Below are 21051 nucleotides of genomic sequence, written 5' to 3' on the forward strand. Positions count from 1 at the left end.
GTTCGCGTGACGCACCTCAACCGCAGGCGTTTTCTGGCCGCCACCGCGCTCACGGCCGGAGCGGCGTTGTCCGGCAACACGGCGAAAGCAGCGGCACTGCCCGACCGCGGCATCCACGACACGAGCCCGGCATCGTCCTGGATGGACGGTTTCCTCACCGGCAACGGCGAGTACGGCGCGGTGCTGCACGGCGCTCCCGCGAGCGAGAAGGTGATCTTCAACTACCACCGGCTCGTGTTGCCGAACGGCACACGTTCGGTTACGCCGCCGGTGCTCGCGGGACGCCTGAACGCCGTGCGGGACAAGGCACTCGCCGGTGACTACGCCGGTGCGAACAGGGACTTCGCCGCAGGCTGGTCGTTGCGCTGGACGCAGACCTACCACCCGGCGTACGAGCTGCGGATCGCGACGGCGAGCACCACCTTCGTGAACTACAGCCGGGTCACCGACTTCCGCAGCGGCGAGGTCACCTCCAGCTGGACGGACAACAACGGCACCTGGACGCGGAGGGCGTTCGTTTCCCGTGCCGACAAGGTGATCGTCCACGAACTGCTGCCCGCGTCCGGCCGCACGGTCGACGTGACGCTGAGCGTCAGCACCGCGCTGGACGGAGCGCCGTCGAGCGTCGGCTACGCCACGCTGGCCACGGTCTCGAACGGGTCCGGCTACCTGAACCTGCGCGGCACCTACCCGGCCGGGCAGGGCGCGTTCGGCTACGAGGGCGTCACCAGGGTCGTGCCCACCGGTGGCACGGTCACCGCGAACGGCGCCACGATCGTCGTGACCGGAGCGAGCAAGCTGGTGCTGCTCACCAAACTCGACCGCTACGAGTCGGCCGCCTGGGACGCCAGACCGCTGCACGCGGCGTTGGCGTCGATCAGCGCGGACTACGCGGCACTGCTCGCCAGGCACACCGCGATCCACACCGAGATGTACGACCGCTCGCGGCTGGACCTGAACGTGTCCGACGCCGACCGCAAACTGTCCACCAGCGAGCTGATCGCACGGCAGAACAACAACAAGAGCGTCATCGACCTCGCGCTGCTCGAACGGCTCTACGACTCGGGCCGCTACCTCTTCATCAGCTCCAGCGGTGTTCTCCCGCCGCGCCTGACCGGGATCTGGACGGGCACGTGGTCGGGTGCCTGGGCGGACGACTTCACCACCGACGCCAACGTCAACCTCCAGGTCGCAGGCGGCAACATTCTCGACCTGCCCGAGGCGATGCGGGGCTATTTCAGCCTGATCCTCGGTCAGTTGAACCATTGGCGCACCAACGCGCGAAACCTTTACGGCGCACGAGGTTTCCTCGCCCCGTCCCGCACCGACGGCGAGTACGGCCACATGCTGCACTTCAACAACAGCGACTTCCCCGGCCACACCTGGACCGGTGGCGCCGACTGGCTGCTCTACCCGCTGCTCGAGTACTACGAGGTGACCGGCGACCAGGCGTTCCTGCGCGACGAGCTCGGACCCGCGCTCATGGAGCTCGCCCTGTTCTACGAGGACTTCCTGACCCGCACGGACGCCAACGGCAAGGTCGTGTTCGTGCCGTCCTTCTCGATGGAGAACGCGCCGAGCAACACCGGAGTGGCGTTCACCGTCAACGCCACCGGCGAGATCATGGCGGGCAAGCACGCCCTGCAGGCCGCGATCTTCGCCGCCACCACCCTCGGCGTCGAGCAGGCAGGCGTTCAGCGCTGGAAAGCGTTGCTGGCCAAGATGCCCGCCTATCGGACCAACAGCGACGGCGCGCTCGCCGAGTGGTCGTGGCCGGGGCTGAACGACCAGTACAACCACCGGCACGTCCAGCAGCTCTACGGCGCCTGGCCGTTGCACGAGATCAACCCCGAGGAGACCCCCGACCTCGTCCGCACCGGGTTGCGGGCGCTGGAGGTCCGCGGCGACCAGAACGTCTCCGCCCACGGCAGCCTGCACCGCGCGCTGGCGGGCGCGCGGCTCAAGGACGGCGGCAAGGTCTACGACAACCTGCGCAAGATCATCGGCAACAACATGGTCTTCAGGTCGCTGATGACGTCGCACAACCCGAACCTGGACATCTACAACGCGGACGCGGCCAACGCGATCCCCGGTGTGCTCGGCGAGGCCCTGCTCTACTCCCGGCCCGGTGTGCTGGAACTCCTGCCCGCCCTGCCAGGACAGCTCACCAAGGGCACGATCACCGGCATGCGCGCCCGCGGCCGCATCCGCGTGCACAGTCTCAGCTGGGACCTGTCCGCGCGCACGGCCAGCGTGTCGATCACCTCCGCCATCGATCAGACCGTCACCCTCATCAGCAGGCGCGGCATGACATCCGTGACCACCACGGCGCCGATCGCCCCGTCAGCGGTCGGCCCGCACGCCAGGCAGCTCACGCTCGTCGCCGGCCAGCGCACGGACGTCACGGTGTCCTTGCAGAGCGGCTGGTTCCGGTTGGTGAACCGGCGCAGCGGCAAGGTTCTCGACATCACCGGCGCGGGCACCGCTGATGGCGCCAAGGTCATCCAGTGGACGTGGTCGGGCAGCACGAACCAGCAGTGGCAGCTCGCTTCCAACGCGGACGGCTCCTTCCGGCTCGTCGCCCGGCACAGCGGCCGCGCCCTCACCAGCACGAGCGGATCCGCCCAGGGCGCCCAGCTCGAACAGCGGACCGACACCGGCGGCGACAACCAGTGGTGGAAGGTCGTCGACGCGGGCGGCGGTCACATGCACCTCGTCAACGTTCGCACCGGGTGGTACGCGGACGTCGACGGCGGCTCGCAGGCCGACGGCGCGAAGGTGATCCAGTGGCCCGCCAACGGTGCGGCGAACCAGCAGTGGCAGATCGTCTGGCTCTGACGGTGCCGACCTGAGTGGGTCGAACCGATTCGACTCGATGCGGCTCTTGCCGTGTCGACAGTACTGCGCGTACGTTCAGTTCTCGATCGAACCGGTTCGAGTCTCCGTCTCCCCTGACCTGTTTCGGAGTCCTCATGGTTCAGCGACGAACCAGCACGGCTGTTCTGGCCGTCCTGGCATCGGCACTCGCGTTCACGGCGGCGGCACCGGCCAACGCCGTGGACGAGTCCGTCAGCGTCAACTTCTCCGTCACGAACGGCACACCCACCTACCGCGCCTCCGGCTGGATCTACGGCATGACGGAGAACGCCTCGGGTCCCGCCGACCACTTCTACCGCGACGTCAAGTTCCGGTACATGCGCGCGGGCGGCGCCCAGCTCGACAGTCCCGGTGGCTGGGTGTCCGGGAAGTACGACCGCCGCTGGAACTCGACGCGCGCGCAACTGCTGCGCACGCGGTCGCTCGGCGGCGAGTTCGTGTTGCTGGTGCACGACCTGTGGGGTGCCGACGGGTATCCGATCTCGCGTTTCCCCGGCGACAACGGCGACTGGACCGACTACGACGCCTTCCTCACCCGTCTGATCAACGACGTGCGGGCGACGGGCGCGCCGGTGCAGTGGGACCTGTGGAACGAGCCCAACATCACGGCGTTCTGGAACCGCTCGCAGTCGCAGTACTTCGAGCTGTGGCGGCGCACCTACCAGCGCGTCCGCGCGGCCTTCCCCGGTCAGCCGATCGTCGGCCCGAGCTGCGCGTGCACTCCGTCGACCGGCGGCTGGTGGCCCCAGTACCTGGACTTCGTGCGCGCCAACAACGTCGTGCCGGACATCATCAGCTGGCACTCGCTGCCCGGCGATCCCGTGTCCAACGTGGCCGTCGCGAACCAGACGCTCGACTCGCGCGGCATCCCGCACCCGCGGCCCTACCAGATCAACGAGTACGGCGCGGGCGACGAGCAGAATCCCGGTGACGGCGCGTGGTACGTCGCTCGACTGGAACGGGCCGGTGCCGACGGCCTGCGCGCCAACTGGGCCAGCGCCGGGAACCTGCACAACGATCTCGGCAACCTGCTCGTCCGCGACTCGGCCGGTCAGCACCAGCCCAAGGGCGAGTGGTGGGTCTACCGCTTCTACGCCTCGCAAACCGGCCAGATCGTCGCCTCGACACCAAGCCAGGCGTACGACCCGTTCGCCACGAAGGCGAACGGCGTGGCGAAGGTCCTCGTCGGTGGCGGCGGCACGGCCGGCAACGTCGCGGTCTCGTTGCAGCGCCTGGACACCACGAGCGGCATCGTGCAGAACAACCAGGTACGCGTTCTCGTCCAGCGCATCCCGTACAACAACGGCGGTGCGGTGCAAGGGCCTGTCACCGTGCAGAACTCCGTGGTGACGTTGAACGGCAACGCAACGACCGTCAACGTGCCGCACAACAACATCAACGACACGTACACCATCACGCTTCTGCCGCCGACGGCGAATGGCTTCCAGACCGTCGCCGCCGCCCAGCACTCCCAGCAGTGCCTGGACAACACGAACCTGAGCGACGCCGACGGCAACCCGCAGCAGCAGTTCCCCTGCGAGGGCGGCGACCAGCAGCTGTGGAACTTCACGCCGGTGTCCGGCGCCTACACCGTGGTGAACCAGCAGTCCGGCAAGTGCCTCGACGTCAGCGGCGCCTCGACCGCCGACGGTGCCGCCGTCACGCAGAACACCTGCTCTGCCAATTCGACCAGCCAGCAGTTCACGCTGCGCAAGGTCACCTACAGCGGCAACGATCCGCACGACTACCAGTTGGTCGCACGGCACAGCGGCAAGTGCGTTGACGTCAACGGGATCTCCACCGCCGCCCGAGCGCCGATCATCCAGTGGACCTGCAAGTCCGCCGATCAAGGCAACGAGCTCAACCAGACCTGGCGACTGTGGAGCTCGTTCGGGTGACGTAGCCGGTACTGCCGCGCCCGGACCAGCGGTCTGGACCGGGTGCCGTTGCCGGGTAGCGGCTGAACGGCGCTTGTCGGCGCCGTTCAGCGCACCCTACGGTCATGTGGGAGCGCTCCCAGAAATCCCGTCGACGAGGACGGAGAACCTCACGACCATGAGAACGCAACCCCCACGCCTGCTCGCTGCCGCCCTGGTGACAGCACTGGCCGCGAGCACGTTCCCCGCCGTGGGCACGGCCTTGGCCGCGGAGTACCAGCGAGTGCTCAATGGCACCTTCGAGAACGGCTCCGCCGATCCCTGGTGGAGCAGCGCCGGCGTGACCAACCGGGTGACCGGTGGCGAACTGTGCGCCGCGGTCACCGGCGGCACCACCAACCCCTGGGACGCTCTGGTGGGCCAGAACGGCGTCCCGTTCGAGAGCGGGCAGTCCTACACCCTGTCGTTCGACGCGCACGCCACCACCGCGCAGACCGTGGCCGCCGCGGCGGGCGAGAGCGTGAGCCCGTACCGGGGAATCGCCCGGCAGGAGTTCGCGCTCACTCCCGCGAAGCAGCGTTTCACCTTCACCTTCACGTCCACATTGGACTTCCCGGACGCCGGCAACGGCCAGCTCGCCTTCCAGCTGGGCGGCCAGTCGTTCGCCAACACGATCTGCGTCGACAACGTCTCGCTGGTCGGCGGCGTGAAGCCACCCGGCGGCGTGACCCCCAACCCCACCAAGAAGGTTCAGGTCGACCTGGTCGGCTACGTGCCGGGCCTGCCCAAGCGCGCCACGCTCGTCTCCACCGCCACCGCACCGCAGACGTGGACGCTGAAGAACTCCGCCGGTGCGGCCGTGGCCACGGGCCAGACGACGCCGAAGGGTGCGGACGCGACGTCCGGCGACTCGGTGCACCTGATCGACTTCTCGTCGTTCGACACACCGGGCACCGGGTACACGCTGTCCGTCGGTGCCGACAGCAGCTTCCCGTTCGACATCTCCGCCGACGGGATCAAGAAGCTGCGCTACGACTCGCTCGCGTTCTTCTACCACCAGCGCAGCGGCACCCCGATCGACGCGCAGTACGTCGGCACGGAGTACGCGCGTCCGGCGGGCCACGTCAACGTCGCGCCCAACCAGGGCGACAACAACGTGCCGTGCCGCGCCGATCTCGCCTGTGGCTACACGCTCGACGTGCGCGGTGGCTGGTACGACGCGGGCGACCACGGCAAGTACGTGGTCAACGGCGGCATCGCGGCGTGGCAGCTGCTCAACTCCTACGAGCGGGCCGCCAGGATCGGTGACGCGTCGGCGTTCCGCGACGGCTCGATGGCCATCCCGGAGAAGGCCAACGGCGTGCCGGACCTGCTCGACGAGGCGCGCTGGGAGGTCGACTTCCTGCTGAAGATGCAGGCACCGGACGGCATGGCGCACCACAAGATCCACGACGCGGCCTGGACGGCGCTGCCGACCCGGCCGGAGCTGGACGACCAGGCGCGCAGGCTGTCCGCCACCAGCACCGCGGCGACGCTGAACCTGGCCGCGGTGGCCGCGCAGGCCGCGAGGCTCTGGCGCGGGATCGACGCGACGTACTCCGCGAAGCTGCTCGCGGCGGCGCGCAAGGCCTACACGGCGGCCAAGGCCAATCCCGCCAAGCTCGCCGACCCCAACGACAACGTCGGCGGCGGCGCGTACGACGACAAGACCGTGAGCGACGAGTTCTACTGGGCCGCCGCGGAGCTGTACGCGACCACCGGCGACGCCGCGTACCGCGCCGACGTGACCTCCTCACCGCACTACAAGGCGGCCAGCCTGACCAGGGCCGGTTTCTTCTGGGGCGGAACGGCTCCGCTGGGTGACATCACGCTCGCCCTGGTCCCGAACGGTTTGCCCGCAGCGGATGTGGCGGCGATCAAGTCCGCGTTCGCCTCCGTGGCGGACCAGCACCTGACCGCCATGGCCGGGATGGGCTACGCGACGCCGTACGACAACAGCACCGACGGCTACGTCTGGGGCTCGAACTCCGCTGTCCTGAACAACGCCCAGGTGCTCGCGCTGGCACACGACTTCACCGGTGCCGCCAAGTACCGCGACGGCGTGTTCGAGGCGCTGCACTACCTCCTCGGCCGCAACCCGCTCAGCACCTCGTACGTGGCGGGCTACGGCGACCAGGCCGTGCACAACGTCCACCACCGGTTCTGGGCACACCAGAACGACGCGACGCTGCCGATCGCGCCGCCCGGATCGTTGTCCGGCGGCCCGAACAGCGCGCTGCAGGACCCGGTGGTCCAGCGGTTGCTGGCCGGCTGCCCGCAGCAGAAGTGCTGGGTGGACGACATCGGCGCCTACTCGGTGAACGAGGTGGCGGTCAACTGGAACTCAGCGCTCGCCTGGGTGTCTGGCTGGGCGGCCGAGAAGTCCGGGACGCCGGTGACGAAGCCGGACTGCGAGGTCCGCTACGACGCCAACAAGTGGTCGACCGGCCTGTCCGCGCACGTGTCGCTCACCAACACCGGCACCACGGCGTGGAACGGGTGGAAGCTCGCGTTCTCCTTCCCCGGCACGCAGAAGATCACCACCGGGTGGTCGGCGAACTGGAGTCAGACCGGCCGCGACGTGACCGCGACGAACCTGTCGTGGAACGGCCAGGTCGAACCGGGCAAGTCCGTCTACATCGGATTCAACGCCTCCGGCACCGGGTCCGATCCGACCGCCTTCACGGTGAACGGCAAGACCTGCAAGACCGGCTGAGCAGGCTCACTCCTGGTTCAGCCTGACCGCTGCCGCACAGGTCCGACGCGCCCCGGCCTGTGCGGCAGCGGCGTCCGGCAGCTCGGGAGGAGACCACTGTGGACGATGACCGTCGCCGAGCTCGCCGACGCGTTTCGCCGGGCGCTGCAGGAGAACGGCGTCACGGTGCCGTGAACGACCGCCGCACGGCACGAGGTGACTCCCCCAGTTCGCGCCGGCACACCTTGTTGAACGCCTGCAGGTCCGGAATCCCGACAGCCGCCGCCACGGCGCTCACCGACAGCGTCGAGGCCGTGAGCAGGTGCCGGGCTCGTTCCATCCGGCGGCGCCGGATGTAGGCCACCACCGTGGTTCCGGTGCGGACGCGGAACAACCGCGTCAGGTGGTTGTGCGACACCCCTGCCGCCTTCGCCACCTCCGCGACCGGCAACGACGTCGCCAGGTTCGCCTCGATGTGCGCGGCGGCCACCGCGACCGGGTCGGCGTTGATCTCCTGGCCTGCCGGACCCGCGTCCGTCAGCTGCCACAGCACGGTCCACAGGTGAGCCGCGGCCCTCGCCGGCGCGGCGGCGAGGGCGCCCCGCATCAGCCTGGTGATCAGCGGCCTGTTCGGACCGGCGTCCTGCATCACCTGTGCGACACGGCGTTCCGCGGTGCCGTCGAGGCGCAGATGGGCGTAGAGATGCTCGGACCTGCCGCGGTACCGGTAGCGCACGACGGTTCCCGGCGGGATGAGGCTCGCGCGGCCGGGAGCGATGCGGTGGACCACGCCACCCACCTCGACCGCGCCTTCGTAGCCGTAGAGGTGCAACTGCCAGAGGTCGGGCAGCAGGAAGACGTCCTCCAGCGTCGTGACCCCGTGCACCGCCACACCGATGTCCGCCACGAAAGGCGGTTCGCTCAACGGAACCACGACCTCCTGCACGGTGAAAAACTACCAGCAGTGGGTGATTTCAGCCCACGCCAAGCACGGCGGACCCACCTACGTTCGTCCCATGCGAACCACCATCACGTCCGTGCAGCTGGCGCGTTTCGTCTCGCACGGCTATATGCGGATGGACGCCGTCGTGCCGGAAGAGATGAACCAGGAGGCGCTGGAACTGCTCCCGAAAGGCATACCGGACGTGCCGTACGGCATCCCGGTCGCCGACGCCTACCCGGAAGGCTCGTTCCCGCGGCGCCTTCTCGAACTCCCCGCCGTCGCCGAGGCCCTGCTGGCTCTGGTGGGCCCCGACCCGCACGTGGACCACCACGCGGTGCACGTGCGCGAACCTCACGAGGGCCACGCCCAGCCGTTGCACGGGGACGCGATCATCGACGTGCGGCCCGACGCGTTCGACGTCCAGCTCATGTACTACCCGCAGCGGGTCAGCCCCGACATGGGCGGCACGCTCGTCGTGCCGGGCAGCCACCTGCGCCGCACCAACGAGAGCGACACCGGCCGCTACCAGAACCTGCGCGGCCAGACCAGGCTGGTCTGCCCGGCCGGCACGGTTCTGCTGCTGCACCACGGGATCTGGCACGGCGGGCGCCGCAACGACAGCGACCTCCGCCGGTACATGTTCAAGATCCGCTTCAACCCGACGACCCCGCAAGTGCGCCTGTGGGACACCTCCGACATGGCCGACCCGGAGGTCGCCGCCGAGCTGGGGCGGTACTTCCCGTGGTACGAGCAGGCCACCGCCCGGCTGGAGATCTACAACCGCGTGCTGCTGTGGCGCGCGCTGACCGGTGATCCGTCGTTCGACGTCGAGCACTGGGTCACGCGTGTCACCAACCGTCCCGCAGACAGGAGCCACTCGTGACTCTCCGGCAACAGGTCCTCGTCCTCTACCTGTCCACGTCCGCACTCGACTCCCCCGTGGTGGGCTGGTCCCGCTACGACGGCACGGGGACCTCCCAGCCCACCACCGGCGACTCCGACGAACCTCCCTACCCCGACGGCGTCGCCGCGCTGCGCGACGGCTGGCGTCTCATCCAGGCCTCGCAGCTGCTCCCGCCCCAGGCGGGAGCCGAGTACGGCACCTCGTTCCTCAAGCACGAGTTCTTCTTCGAGAAGCTCACCTGAGCACCTGACCAGAAGTCGTGTCCGTGACACCGCGCTGGGCTCATGGCGTGTGCAAGTACCACCAACTCAAGATCAACCGGCGTCTACCTGCACCCAACCATGAACCGCCTGTGTGCAGCCCTGTGGTGGATGAACGGAACCTCATCCACCACAGGGCGATGAAGGTTCCGTTCATCCACGACACTTGACGCGTGGGCGCGCTCTCATCGGCATATCGGCCGCACTCGGAGGACTTGCCGGGGCCCCGCACGCCAGGTGGAGGAAGGAACCCATCATCCCGCCCCGCCCCGCGAACACGACTTCGGGTAACCGCTCAGGGAGTGGAGAGCTCGAACCGCGACACCGTGACCGCGCCGCCGAGCGCCTGCGTGGCGTGGTTGAAGATGCCGAAGCGGTAGCCCATGAAGAACTGCCATTCGTTCTTGAGCGTGAACGCCGTGCCGAGCGGTGTGAAGCTGACACCGTCCGTGCTGTAGGAGAACCGCGCCTGCCGCCCGCTGCCGGGCCGGATGTCGGCGTTGGCGCGCAACCAGATCCGGTTGCCGGTGAGGTTCGTGCTCGCGATCTCCGTGCCGGTGCCGGTGGTGTTCCAGTTGCCGTCCATGGTCAGACCGTTGACCATCACGACGCGGTTGCGGCCGTTGTCGCGTTTGATCCCGATCCACGCCGAGGAGTCCCGCAGCATCGCGAGACCGCTGCGGTCGCCGTCGCGCATCGACGCCACGTCGAGCGCGACGGTGGCCGTGGACGACGGGCCCTGGATGCGGTGCGTCAGTGTGTTGCGGGCGTTGTACAGGTCGTTGGTCACGGTCGCGGTGGAGAGCCGCAAACCGTTGTTGACGCTGTACTTCGTGGTGTCCGGGTTGTGGTTCCACTCCCACTGCGGGCCGAGTGTCGTGCCCTCGAAGGTGTCCACACCGGTCATCGGTTTGACCTGACGTGGTGGGGCCGGCAGGTTCGGCATCGGGTAGCTCGCGCCCCAGCCGCCGTTGACGGTGGTGATGCGCGGCCAGCCGTCGGAGGTCCAGGTGATCGGTGCGAGCACCGGCATGCGGCCGCCGGGATAGGCGTCGATGAACGCCATGTAGTACCAGTCGCCGTTCTGCGTCTGCACGAGACCGCCCTGGTGCGGCACTCCCGCACCCTGCACCGGTGACGGCATGTTCAGCAGCACCTGCTGGATCGTGTAGGGACCGAACGGGCTGGACGACTTGAGCACGTACTGACCGTTCGCGGGCCTGGTCAGCCAGATGTAGTAGCTGCCGTTGCGCTTGTAGAACCGCGCGCCCTCGAGGGTGCCGATGTTCGACGGGGTCTGGAACACCTGCTGGGAGCGCACTTCGGACTTCCCGTCCGGCGAGAGCTGCGCGACGCTGATCTGGGTGTTGCCGTACGCGACGTACATCGTGTCGTTGTCGTCGACCAGCATTCCCGCGTCGTAGTAGCACTTGTTGATGGTGGACAGCTTCGACCACTGCCCGTCCACCGCCGTGGCGCTGTAGATGTGGGTCTGGGCGAAGTCGACGCAGCCGCCCCAGTAGTACGTCTTGTTGCTCTTGCGGTAGTTCAGGAACGACGCCCAGATGCCGCGGACGTAACCCCGGCCGCCGTTGAGGTCGTACTTGGCGCCGAACTCCAGCCGCGGTACGGAATGCCCGGCGTACTCCCAGTTCACCAGGTCATAGGAACGAAGGACCGGCGCGCCCGGCGAGTAGTGCATGGTCGACGCCGAGTAGTAGTACGTGTCGTCCACGCGGATGATGTCGCCGTCCGCGAAGTCCTGCCACATCACTGGGTTCTTGAACGACGAGGGTTGCGGCGTCGCAGTTGTCGTGGTCGTCGTGGTCGTCGTCGTGCTCGTGGGGGTACCGGGGTCGTTGCACGTGGTGCCGTTCAGGCGGAACGACACGGGGTCGGGGTTCGTCGAGGTGTACGTGGCGTTGAACCCGAACTCGACCTTCCCGCCGGACGGCACGGAGCCGTTGTAGGAGGCGTTGCGCGCGCTGACCTCGTTGCCGCTCTGGGTGATCACCGAGTTCCAGTGCTGGCCGACCTGCTGGCCGGAGGCGTACGTCCACTCGAGCGTCCAGCCGGTGATCGCGTCACCGGTGTTCGTGATGGACACGGACGCGCCGAAACCGCCCTGCCACTCGGAGGTCTTGGTGTAGGTGACCGAACAGCCGGGAGCGGCCTGCGCGCCCGTGCTCGCGGCGAGTCCTCCCGCCACGAGCGTGAGGGCGGACAGCGCCGCCGCGATCGGTGCGCGCCTCATGACCGTGCCCACTTCTGGTTGGTCTGGCCGTTGCAGGTCCACAGCACGATCCGCGAGCCGTTGGCGGTGCCCGACCGTTCCACGTCCAGGCACAGCCCGGCGTTGGCGTTGCGGATCGAGCCGTCGGAGCCGACGGTCCAGCGCTGGTTCGCCTGGCCGTTGCACTGCCAGCTGATCACGCGGGTGCCGGTGGCGGTGCCCTGGTTGTAGGCGTCGAGGCACTTGTCGCCGAAGACGCGGATCTCGCCGTTCGGCCACGTGGTCCACTGCTGGCTCGCCGCGGTGTGGCAGTCCCAGATCACCGTGTTGGCGCCGGAGGCCGTGGAGGCGTTCTCGATGTCGAGGCACCGGTTGGACGCCGTGCCACGCAGCCGTGCGGTGGTGGCGGCGAGCGGGCTGCCGCCGCTCACCCGGTAGGCGGCCACGCCGTGGGCGGGAACGGAAGCCGAGATCGCGCCCGAGGTGGTGGAGGTGCCACCGGTCCACAGGTCGGTCAGCGTGAAACTCGTGCCGGACAGGCCGATCTCGGCTGCCGTGGTGGAAACGGTCGTGGTGCCGCTGCCCCGGTTGAACAGGCCGACGGCGACCGAGCCGTCCGCGAGCGGTTTGGCGAACACCTCGGTGGCGCCGTCATCGCGTACCCGACGTCCACCGGCGCCGAGCCTGTCCTGGTTCACCGCGATCAGGCGCGGGTTGCGCAGGATCGCGCTCACGTCGGACGACATCGTGCGGATGTCGTTGCCGGCCATGAGCGGTGCCGCCATCAACGACCACAGCGCGAAGTGCGAGCGGGCCTCGGTGAGGGAGAGTCCCGGTCGTCCGACCACGAGCATGTCCGGGTCGTTCCAGTGACCCGGGCCGGACTGGACGGCGAGCGGGGCGGTGACGTCGACGACGTTGCCCACGCCCATCGGATAGCTGTTGACGTTGTTGTTCTGCCAGATGTCCAGCAGGTCCTCGGTCGTGCGCCACAGGTCGGCGACCTCGCCCCAGTTGTACTTGTCGCCGGTGATGGCGTGGAAGCTGTTGGGGTTGATGCTGTAGACGATCGGGCGGCCGGTGGCGCGCAGGGCGTCCCGCATGATCGTGAACCGCGCGACCTGCTCGTCCCTGGTGCCCGCGCCGGAACACCAGTCGTACTTGAGGTAGTCGACGCCCCAGGACGCGAACGCGCGCGCGTCCTGCACCTCGTGGCCCTTGCTCCCGGTCGCGCCGGGGAAGGCGCCGGTGCCCTGCGCGCACGTCTTCTCGTTCGGCACCTGGTAGATGCCGAACTTCAGGCCGCGCGAGTGGATGTAGTCGCCCAGCGCCTTCATGCCGCTCGGGAACTTCGTCGGGTGCGAGCGCAGGTTGCCGGAGGAGTCGCGCTGCGGGTCGAACCAGCAGTCGTCGACGACCACGTACTGGTAGCCGGCATCACGCATGCCGGAGGACGCCATCGCGTCGGCGGCCTGGCGCACCTGGGCTTCGGTGATGCCGCAACCGAAGCTGTTCCAGCTGTTCCAGCCCATCGGCGGGGTCAGCGCGGGACTGCCGGGAGCGGCGGTGGCCGTGGTGGGGCCCGCGGTGATGGTCGCGATCACGGCCAGCACGGCGGCGGCGACGTGCGGAAGTTTCTTCGGCCTGGTGAACATCGCCGATTCCTTTCTGGCAGGGTGACGCCGCCGGGGATCCGGGTTCCCGGCGGCGTCGGTCCTGTGGGGTGGGTCAGCAGGTCGAGTTGGTCTGGGTCAGCAGGCCGAGCCGCCAGGGCAGCTTGTTGTAGTCACCACCGGAGTTGGGGTTCATGCCCTGGTAGAGGAAGCGGAGCTGGCAGGGGTTGATCTCCATGGTCTGGTCGACGCCGGCGCGGATCATCTCGCCGTGGCTGAAGTCGCGCGTCCACGATCCACTCGGGAACGTCACGTTGTTCGAGCGGGCGAACGGGTTCGACTCCTCGGCCGCCAGCGGGGTCCACGGTCCGGTGATCGCCGGAGCGGTCCACGTGCGGAACCAGCGCCTGCCGTCCGACCCGATCGCCTCGTGCACCAGGAGCCACTGGTTCTTGCCCGCGACCTTGTAGACGTTGGAGGCCTCGAACAACCGGTTGCGGTTCGAGTCCTGCATCGCGATCACGGTGTTGGTGAACCCGTTGGGGAACTGGCCCAGGGTCGTCTCGGACCGGTAGAGGTGGCCGTTGTCGTCGGACGAGAACAGGTAGCACTTGGCGTTGTCGCACACCATCCAGAAGTCGACCCAGTAGCCGTTGCCGATGTTGTCACGGATGATCTGCGGCATTCCGTTGGCGTAGAAGTTCTTCGGCGCCGACCACGACGACGGGTTCGAGATGTCGGTCGTCGTCGAGTAGGACGCGTTCGATCCCGTCTGGTAGACGAGGTACCACAAGCGTTGCGGCGCGAAGTAGAACACGTGCGGCGCGGCCTTGTAACCGCTGCCGACCGCCGTGCGGTCGAGGTAGTGGTGCGGTGCCGAGGCGGCCTGCGACCAGTCGGTGAAGCTCGTGTACATGATGTTGTAGCCGGTCGTGTACACCGACGCGAACACGTGGTACTTGCCGTTGTAGTACACGACGCTCGGGTCCTTGACCGAGTACACGTTCGGGTGCGCGGAGTCCGGCTTGGGGCTGATCAGCACGTTGCTGGAGGACCACCGGAAGCTCGACGGCAGGTTGCCTGCGGGCGGGTTGCCCGTGGTCGTCGTCGTTGTCGTGGTGGTGGTGGTGGTGGTCGTGGTGGGGCCGACGTCGCCGGTGCACAGTGTGCCGTTCAGCGTGAACGCCGTGGGGTTCGGGTTGTCCGTTCCCGTGGCGGAGCCGTTGAACCCGAACTCGACCTTGCCGCCGGTGGGGATGGTCGCGTTGTAGGAGACGTTGCGCGCGGTCACGTCGGCGCCGGACTGGGTCGCCTCGGCGTTCCAGGCCTGCTTCACCTGCTGTCCGGCACCGAAGCTCCAGGTGAGCGTCCAGCCGTCGATCGCGTCACCGAGGTTGGTGATGCTGACGTTGGCGGTGAAGCCACCGTCCCATTGCGACGGTGAGGAGTAGGTGACGGAACACCCCGGCGCGGCCGCCGCGGGAGGCAGCGTCGCGGCGGTCATGGCGGACAACGCGACGAGCGGTACCGCGGCCATGGCCGTGAGCCGGGCTCTCCGGGAGTTGAACAGTCGTGCGAAGAACATGATCACCCTTCGTCGTCGGAGGGATCGGTCACGAGCTGGAGCACGTGGCGGCGCCGATGGCCGCCTCACCTGCGCCGGAAGCGATGAAGCCGAAGGTGACGGAACCGTTGGGGGCGATCGCGCCGTTGTAGTTGACGTTGGTGACCGTGACCGAACCGCTGGCGGTGCCACCCCAGATCTGCGTGACGGTGTGGCCGCCGGGCAGGGTGAACCGGACCGTCCAGCCGGAGATCGCCGACGCCGTGGGGTTGGCGACGGTGACCTCCGCCTGGAAGCCGCCGTTCCACGTGCTCGCCACCCGCGGCGTCGCCGTGCACGTGTCGCCTGGCTGCTGCGGATCGCCTGGCTGCTGCGGGTCGCCGATGCTGCCGGGCACCGACGACAACGCGGCGTACCAGACCGAGGCCATCTTGCTGTAGCCGGCGGCGTTCGGGTGGATGCCGTCGGGAAGGTCGGAGATCGGTACCGCCGGGTACATGTCCACGACGTGCACCCGCTTGCCCGCAGCGGCCTTGGCCCGCAGGAGCGGCACGATCGCGGCGTTGTAGTTGCGCACGGTCGAGTCGGCGAACCGGATCGGGATGATGGTCGAGACGAACACCTCGGCCGACGGCGCCTGGCTCGTGATCTTGTCGACCAGGGCGGAGAGCCGCCTCGGCGCACCGGCCGGATCGCTGCCGTACATGTCGTTGGTGCCGATGTGCAGCAGGATCGTGCGCGGGTTGTAGGTGCGCAGCCAGTTCACGACGTTCGCGTCGATCTGCGCGATCGTCCAGCCGGGATGGCCCTCGTGGTTGCGGTCGGGCATGGAGGAAGGTCCGTCCGACAACGAACCCACGAAGTCGACGTTGCGCCCGGCGGCCCGGAGCTTCGTCCCGAGGTCGAGGCGGTAGCCGCCGATCGAGCCGCCCTGGGTGATCGAGTCGCCGAGCGGCATCACCCGCACCGGATCGGCGTTGGCGTCCACAGTGGACTCGTCAGCTCCGGCGGGCGGCGCCGTCAGCAGGATGGCGATCAGCGCTGCACACAAAGCCTTCAGCGGGCTCGACATGGTGAGCCTTCCCGGGAGACCTGAGGTTGCAGGACCAGGGCCTCCCTGCGTCTTCGTTGACGGGAGGTCAGCGACAGGGTCGACGTCCAGCAATGTAATGACGCCGTCACACACGGTCAAAGCTAAAATGTGAGCGTTCACTTTAGCTGGCGAGCGATCGACGATGTCGAATTCCCATTCGACACCAGGGAGAGGCTCTTCCGGCCACGGCACGTCGCTGCGGCTCGTAAGTCTTGCGCTGTTAGCGTGAACATCGGGTTCGCCCGCACGGCGCGGCACCGGTCCGCCGTCACGTACCGCCGTCAGGACGTTCAGCCGCGCGGCGACGCCACCGAACCGGCTTCGCACACCGGTGTCGGCACGCGATGAACCACCGGCTCCCGCACGCCGAACAGCCGTCCCCAGGCGCGTTCAACCTCGCGGCGCCGCCACCGAACCACCTTCACGCACCGGCATCGGCACCCGATGAACCATCGGCCCGCGCGCACCACGCCCACGCCGCAGAACCATCTCCACCAGCACCTTGACCGCCCACGCACCCAGCTCGTAGTGCGGCAGCGCCACGGTGGTCAGCCGCGGTCGCATGCACGAGGCGATGGGATGGTCCTCAAAACCGATCACCGACACGTCTTCCGGCACCGAGAGCCCGGCTTCCGTGAGCGCCTGGTACGCCCCGAACGCGAGCCGGTCGTTCAGGCACACCAACGCCTTGGGCCGGTGCGTGCGCAGCAGTTGGGCCGTGGCGGCGAAGCCGTGCTCGGGTGTCCACTTAGGACACCACTGCGCGCCGGCCACCTCGGCTCCCGCCGAGGAGAAGACCTCGCGCAGGCCGAGGAGTCGTTCCTCGGCCGCGATGCTGTGCGGCGGGGTGTCGCACATACCCGGTCCCGCGCCGATCAGGTGGATGCCGCGGTCGTGACCCGCCTCCACCAGGACGCGGGCGGCCGAGCGGCCTGCCTGCACCTCGTCGGGCAGCACCGAGGGTGCGGTCGTGCGGGATGCCGGTGTGGCGTTGAGCAGCACGGCCGGTCCGTCGTACAGGCCGTCCGGCACGGCGACGGTTCTGGTGTGCATGGACGCGAGGACCACGCCGTCCGCTCGCCGGTCGCCCATCGCGTCGACCAGCGTTCGTTCGACCACCGGGTCTCCGCCGGACTCGCCGACGAACAGCATGAACCCGTGCCGGTACGCGGCGTCCACGGCGCCTTTCACCATGTCGCCCGCCCAGCCGGACGACGCCACCGTGTCCGACACGAACCCGATCGTCTGCGACCGGCCGGCGCGCGGTCCCGCTGTCAGGGTGTTGCGCCGGTAGCCCAGCTCCTGGGCCGTCGATCGCACCCGACGCTCGGCGTCCGCCGAGATGCGCAGCTCCCGCGCTCGTCCGGTCAGGACGAGTGATGCCGTCGTGACCGAGACTCCGCTCGCCGCCGCGACGTCGGCCAGTGTCACTCGTGTGCGTCCCACTGCCGATCCGCCTCCTGTTGCCGTGCAGTTCCGGCCGCGTGTTCCGGCCGGGGTTCCACGAGATGCCTGCGAGGCCGGACGGTCCTGGGCGGAGGGAACGTCCGGCGCGCGCTCACCGCTTCAGACGACCAGGATCACCGGCCTCACCGCGCCGCACGAGCCACGCCTCGGTGATGTGGGTGAACATGGCGTCCGCCGCACCGGCCGCGTCCTGGGCGGCGATGCGTTCACAGATGCGCCGGTGCCCCGCGTTGGAGGCCTTGCACAGGTCACGGCTGCTCCTGCCGAGATAGCCGGCCGTGGTGATGGCCTGCGCCTCCAGGGAGCGCACGACACCGCGGGCGATGCGGTTGCCCGACGCCTGCATGATCGTGTCGTGGAAGATCCGGTCGTGCTCCTCGTAGGTGGCGACGTCGTCGACGAGCTCGTCCATCAGGTCGACCAACGCGCGCAGCCGCTCGACGACCTCCCGGTCGGCGGTGCGTGCCGCCACCTGAGCCATGTCGGACTCCAGCAGCCGCCGCGTCACGACCAGGTCGTCGAGGATCGAGAGGCTCTCGTCCTCCGCGATCGTGGCGGCGAGCACCAGCTCGTCGAGCATGTTCCACTGCACCCGCGGGCTGACCATCGTGCCGGAACCCTGGCGTACCCGGACCAAACCCTTCTCCTGCAGGACTTTCACCGCCTCGCGGATCACCGTCCTGCTCACCGAGAAGGTCTGGCAGAGCACCGGTTCCGCAGGCAGCGTGTCGCCGGCGGGATAGGTGCCGCGGACGATGCGCTGCACCAGCTCAGCGGTCACCGCCGACGCGAGGCTGGCCGGTCTCCGGGTCCAGCCCTGGCTCGGTTCCGGCTGCCGACCTGTCGCTGTCATCTTCGACTCCGTTGCGCCGCGGCCTGCTGATCTGGCCTCACACTATATGTAACATTGACGTCACACGTCATACGAGTTAGGTTCGCAGTGGTCCGCACTGCCGGGTGCGAGCGCGATCGCCGTCGGTTGATCCCCGCCACCCCATCTTTCCTGCGAGTCCACAAAGGACACGAGCTGCCCCCTCCGCCGCCACGGGAGGCCGATCCAGCACCCCTCAGGAGGTCCCTTGTCCACGTCCTCATTCCCTGCTGTGCGGCGGCGAGTGGCACTCGCGGCCGCCGCGGTGGTGGTGACCGCCGCGATCGCCACGGCTCCCCCGGCGTCCGCCGCCACCACGACCCTGTACGCCTCCCCCACCGGAACCGGAACCTCCTGCACCACCACCGAACCGTGTTCGCTGGCGGCCGCACAGGCCGCTGTGCGTTCCCGCACCGGCACGATGTCCGGCGACATCGTCGTCGAGCTCGCCGGCGGGGTGTACCGGCTCTCGCAGCCGCTGCGGTTCACCGCGGAGGACTCCGGCACCAACGGTTATCGCGTGCTGTGGCAGGCCGCCGCGGGCGCACGGCCCGTCGTCAGCGGTGCCAAGGCCGTCACCGGGTGGTCGGTCGCCGACTCCGGCAAGAACATCTGGCGCGCCACCGTCGGCACGGGCCTCGACAGCCGTCAGCTCTACGTCGACGGCGTGATCGCCACGCGCGCGCGTACGCAGGTGAACCGGTCCGACTTCACCTTCACCGACACGGGCCTGCGTTTCTCGAACGGCGCACTGAGCTACCTGAACAACCTGGCGAACCAGAACCGCGTCGAGGTGGAGAGCGTCAACTCGTTCACCGACAGGTACTCGCCGGTGCAGAGCATCGCCGGAAACTTCATCACAATGCAGCAGCCCGCGTGGAACAACAACACGTTCGGCTACGACGCGCTCAACAACCCGTTCCGCGCGGGACCGCTCTACCTGGCGAACGCGTACGAGTTCCTCGACGCGCCAGGCGAGTGGTACCTCAACCCCGGCACGGGCGTGCTCTACTACATTCCGCGCGCCGGGCAGAACATGAGCAACGTCAGCGTCGAACTGCCCACGCTGCAGTCGCTTGTCGGCGTCGGCGGCACCTACGACGCTCCCGCGCGCAACATGACGTTCAGCGGCATCACCTTCACCGGCACGTCGTGGCTCGGCCCCAGCAGCAACCAGGGCTTCGCCGACCAGCAGACCGGCGCCTACATCTCCGGCAACTGGAACTGGCCCGCCGACCGGCTGAACTCGTGCAAGAGCGGCTGCCAGGCGTTCGAGGCGGTCCGGCCGCACTGGTTCCAGATGCCCGCCGCCGTCCAGATCTCCGCGGCCAGCGGCATCACCTTCACCGAGTCCCGCTTCGTCAACCTCGGGCAGATGGCGATCGGCATCGGCAACGACGCCAACGCGCACGCCAGCGGCGTCGGCCTGGGCGCGTCCGACATCACGATCACCAAGTCGGAGATCGCGCAGAACTCGGCGGGCGGCGTCGTGGCCGGCGGCGTGCGCGCCGACGCGCACCATCCGACCGACCAACGGATGGTCAACCGGAACATCACGATCAGCTACAACCGCATCCACGACCTCGGCATCGAGTACCGGGGCAACGTGTCGGTGCTCAGCACCTACGTCAGCACCGCCACCGTGGCCAACAACGAGGTCTACAACATGCCGTACTCGGGCCTTTCGCTCGGTTACGGCTGGGGCTCCAACGACGCGGGCGGCAGCAACCACTACGCCGGCCGCGGTCTGTACAACTACCAGCCCCGGTACTCGACGCCCACCACGGCGTCGAGCAACAAGCTCCTCAACAACTACGTCCACGACGTGATGCAGCAGATGACCGACGGCGGCTGCATCTACACGCTCGGCTGGAACCCGAACGCGGAGATCAGCGGCAACTACTGCCTGCGCACCAACGGGTGGTTCGGCCTCTACTTCGACGAGGGCTCCAAGTACTACCGCGCGACCGGCAACGTCTTCTCCGCCACCGGCACGTGGGCCACCGCGAACTACGGCGGTGGCGAGAACATGGGCAACTGGACGGTCACCAACAACTGGTCGACCAACGGCAGCACCAACATCACCAACGGCGACCGCGGCAACGTCGTGAACGGCAACGTCGTTGTCTCCAACGGCAACTGGCCGGCCGGAGCCCAGGCGGTGATCGCGAACGCGGGACCGGGCGGCTCCGGTGGCGGCGGCGGCAAGGAGAACGTCACCGTCGTCGGCGCCCAGTCGGGCCGCTGCCTCGACGTGGCCAACACGAACAACAACACCCAGGCGAGGCTCTGGGACTGCACCGGCGGCACGAACCAGCGCTGGAACTACACCTCCGGCAAGCAGCTCACGGTGCAGGGCAAGTGCCTGGACGCCTCCGGGCAGGGCACCAGCAACGGCACGGCGGCGATCCTGTGGGACTGCCACGGTGGGCTGAACCAGCAGTGGAACGTCAACGCCGACGGCAGCATCACCGGGGCGCAGTCCGGCCTGTGTCTCGACGCCAGCGGCAACGGGACCGCGAACGGCACGCTGGTCCAGCTCTGGTCGTGCCACGGCGGGACGAACCAGCAGTGGAGTCTGCGCAGCTGACCGTCCACACACGACGGTTCCCCGT

At 68.5% G+C, this 21051-nt stretch carries 14 protein-coding genes; 7 read left to right on the forward strand and 7 right to left on the reverse strand.

The features are described 5' to 3' along the window. Positions 1-6 precede the first annotated feature (6 nt). The 3 genes from JOD27_RS14360 (at position 7) to JOD27_RS14370 (ending at position 7509) form a co-directional block, all read left to right on the forward strand. On the forward strand, positions 7-2838 hold the full coding sequence (locus tag JOD27_RS14360) for a glycosyl hydrolase family 95 catalytic domain-containing protein (RefSeq protein WP_204762689.1): 2832 nt from the start codon (positions 7-9) through the stop codon (positions 2836-2838). 134 nt (positions 2839-2972) lie between these two features. Beyond that, complete coding sequence (locus JOD27_RS14365) at positions 2973-4775, forward strand: RICIN domain-containing protein (RefSeq protein WP_204762690.1); 1803 nt, start codon at positions 2973-2975, stop codon at positions 4773-4775. Between the two features lie 157 nt (positions 4776-4932). Next, complete coding sequence (locus JOD27_RS14370) at positions 4933-7509, forward strand: glycoside hydrolase family 9 protein (protein ID WP_204762691.1); 2577 nt, start codon at positions 4933-4935, stop codon at positions 7507-7509. A gap of 160 nt (positions 7510-7669) precedes the next feature. Here the strand turns inward: JOD27_RS14370 and JOD27_RS46615 are convergent, their stop codons facing one another. Continuing rightward, on the reverse strand, positions 7670-8434 hold the full coding sequence (locus JOD27_RS46615; RefSeq protein WP_204762692.1) for a helix-turn-helix domain-containing protein: 765 nt from the start codon (positions 8432-8434) through the stop codon (positions 7670-7672). A gap of 70 nt (positions 8435-8504) precedes the next feature. Between JOD27_RS46615 and JOD27_RS14380 the strand changes: the two genes are divergently transcribed. Together JOD27_RS14380 and JOD27_RS14385 are read left to right on the forward strand one after the other, a co-directional pair. Further along, positions 8505-9314 (forward strand): phytanoyl-CoA dioxygenase family protein, encoded by an 810-nt coding sequence (locus JOD27_RS14380; protein ID WP_204762693.1) that lies wholly within the window; start codon positions 8505-8507, stop codon positions 9312-9314. Further along, on the forward strand, positions 9311-9577 hold the full coding sequence (locus JOD27_RS14385) for a hypothetical protein (RefSeq protein ID WP_204762694.1): 267 nt from the start codon (positions 9311-9313) through the stop codon (positions 9575-9577). Before JOD27_RS14380 ends, JOD27_RS14385 begins: the two co-directional genes overlap by 4 nt. 313 nt (positions 9578-9890) lie before the next feature. Here the strand turns inward: JOD27_RS14385 and JOD27_RS14390 are convergent, their stop codons facing one another. The 4 genes from JOD27_RS14390 to JOD27_RS14405 form a co-directional block, all read right to left on the reverse strand. Further along, positions 9891-11849, reverse strand: coding sequence for a family 43 glycosylhydrolase (locus tag JOD27_RS14390; protein ID WP_204762695.1), 1959 nt, complete (start codon positions 11847-11849; stop codon positions 9891-9893). Further along, positions 11846-13483 (reverse strand): glycoside hydrolase family 27 protein, encoded by a 1638-nt coding sequence (locus tag JOD27_RS14395; RefSeq protein WP_204762696.1) that lies wholly within the window; start codon positions 13481-13483, stop codon positions 11846-11848. Before JOD27_RS14395 ends, JOD27_RS14390 begins: the two co-directional genes overlap by 4 nt. A gap of 73 nt (positions 13484-13556) precedes the next feature. Then, complete coding sequence (locus JOD27_RS14400) at positions 13557-15026, reverse strand: glycoside hydrolase family 62 protein (protein WP_204762697.1); 1470 nt, start codon at positions 15024-15026, stop codon at positions 13557-13559. 28 nt (positions 15027-15054) lie between these two features. Continuing rightward, positions 15055-16077 carry a cellulose binding domain-containing protein gene (locus JOD27_RS14405; RefSeq protein WP_204762698.1) on the reverse strand — a complete coding sequence of 341 codons (1023 nt, stop codon included), beginning with the start codon at positions 16075-16077 and terminating at the stop codon, positions 15055-15057. A 246-nt stretch (positions 16078-16323) separates the two neighbouring features. On the opposite strand from JOD27_RS14405, the gene JOD27_RS46010 reads away from it, so the two are divergent. Beyond that, on the forward strand, positions 16324-16446 hold the full coding sequence (locus JOD27_RS46010; RefSeq protein WP_275591651.1) for a hypothetical protein: 123 nt from the start codon (positions 16324-16326) through the stop codon (positions 16444-16446). A gap of 42 nt (positions 16447-16488) precedes the next feature. Here the strand turns inward: JOD27_RS46010 and JOD27_RS14410 are convergent, their stop codons facing one another. Together JOD27_RS14410 and JOD27_RS14415 are read right to left on the reverse strand one after the other, a co-directional pair. Further along, positions 16489-17544 carry a LacI family DNA-binding transcriptional regulator gene (locus tag JOD27_RS14410; protein ID WP_204762699.1) on the reverse strand — a complete coding sequence of 352 codons (1056 nt, stop codon included), beginning with the start codon at positions 17542-17544 and terminating at the stop codon, positions 16489-16491. Positions 17545-17656: 112 nt separating this feature from the next. After that, the gene (locus JOD27_RS14415) at positions 17657-18418 is read right to left on the reverse strand and encodes a FadR/GntR family transcriptional regulator (protein WP_204762700.1); all 762 of its coding nucleotides are present in this window, start codon (positions 18416-18418) and stop codon (positions 17657-17659) included. Positions 18419-18644: 226 nt separating this feature from the next. On the opposite strand from JOD27_RS14415, the gene JOD27_RS44920 reads away from it, so the two are divergent. Then, on the forward strand, positions 18645-21026 hold the full coding sequence (locus tag JOD27_RS44920) for an RICIN domain-containing protein (RefSeq protein WP_239566980.1): 2382 nt from the start codon (positions 18645-18647) through the stop codon (positions 21024-21026). The last annotated feature ends 25 nt before the right edge of the window (positions 21027-21051 follow it).

It is taken from the genome of Lentzea nigeriaca (genome assembly GCF_016907955.1).
GTDB lineage: Bacteria > Actinomycetota > Actinomycetes > Mycobacteriales > Pseudonocardiaceae > Lentzea > Lentzea nigeriaca.

What these genes read in the sequence shown, in the direction of transcription:
- JOD27_RS14365 (WP_204762690.1), top strand. Translation starts at nt 2,973, where the DNA reads ATGGTTCAGCGACGAACCAGCACGGCTGTTCTGGCCGTCCTGGCATCG.
- JOD27_RS14370 (WP_204762691.1), top strand. Translation starts at nt 4,933, where the DNA reads ATGAGAACGCAACCCCCACGCCTGCTCGCTGCCGCCCTGGTGACAGCA.
- JOD27_RS14380 (WP_204762693.1), top strand. Translation starts at nt 8,505, where the DNA reads ATGCGAACCACCATCACGTCCGTGCAGCTGGCGCGTTTCGTCTCGCAC.
- JOD27_RS14390 (WP_204762695.1), bottom strand. Translation starts at nt 11,849, where the DNA reads ATGAGGCGCGCACCGATCGCGGCGGCGCTGTCCGCCCTCACGCTCGTG.
- JOD27_RS14395 (WP_204762696.1), bottom strand. Translation starts at nt 13,483, where the DNA reads ATGTTCACCAGGCCGAAGAAACTTCCGCACGTCGCCGCCGCCGTGCTG.
- JOD27_RS14400 (WP_204762697.1), bottom strand. Translation starts at nt 15,026, where the DNA reads ATGTTCTTCGCACGACTGTTCAACTCCCGGAGAGCCCGGCTCACGGCC.
- JOD27_RS14405 (WP_204762698.1), bottom strand. Translation starts at nt 16,077, where the DNA reads ATGTCGAGCCCGCTGAAGGCTTTGTGTGCAGCGCTGATCGCCATCCTG.
- JOD27_RS14415 (WP_204762700.1), bottom strand. Translation starts at nt 18,418, where the DNA reads ATGACAGCGACAGGTCGGCAGCCGGAACCGAGCCAGGGCTGGACCCGG.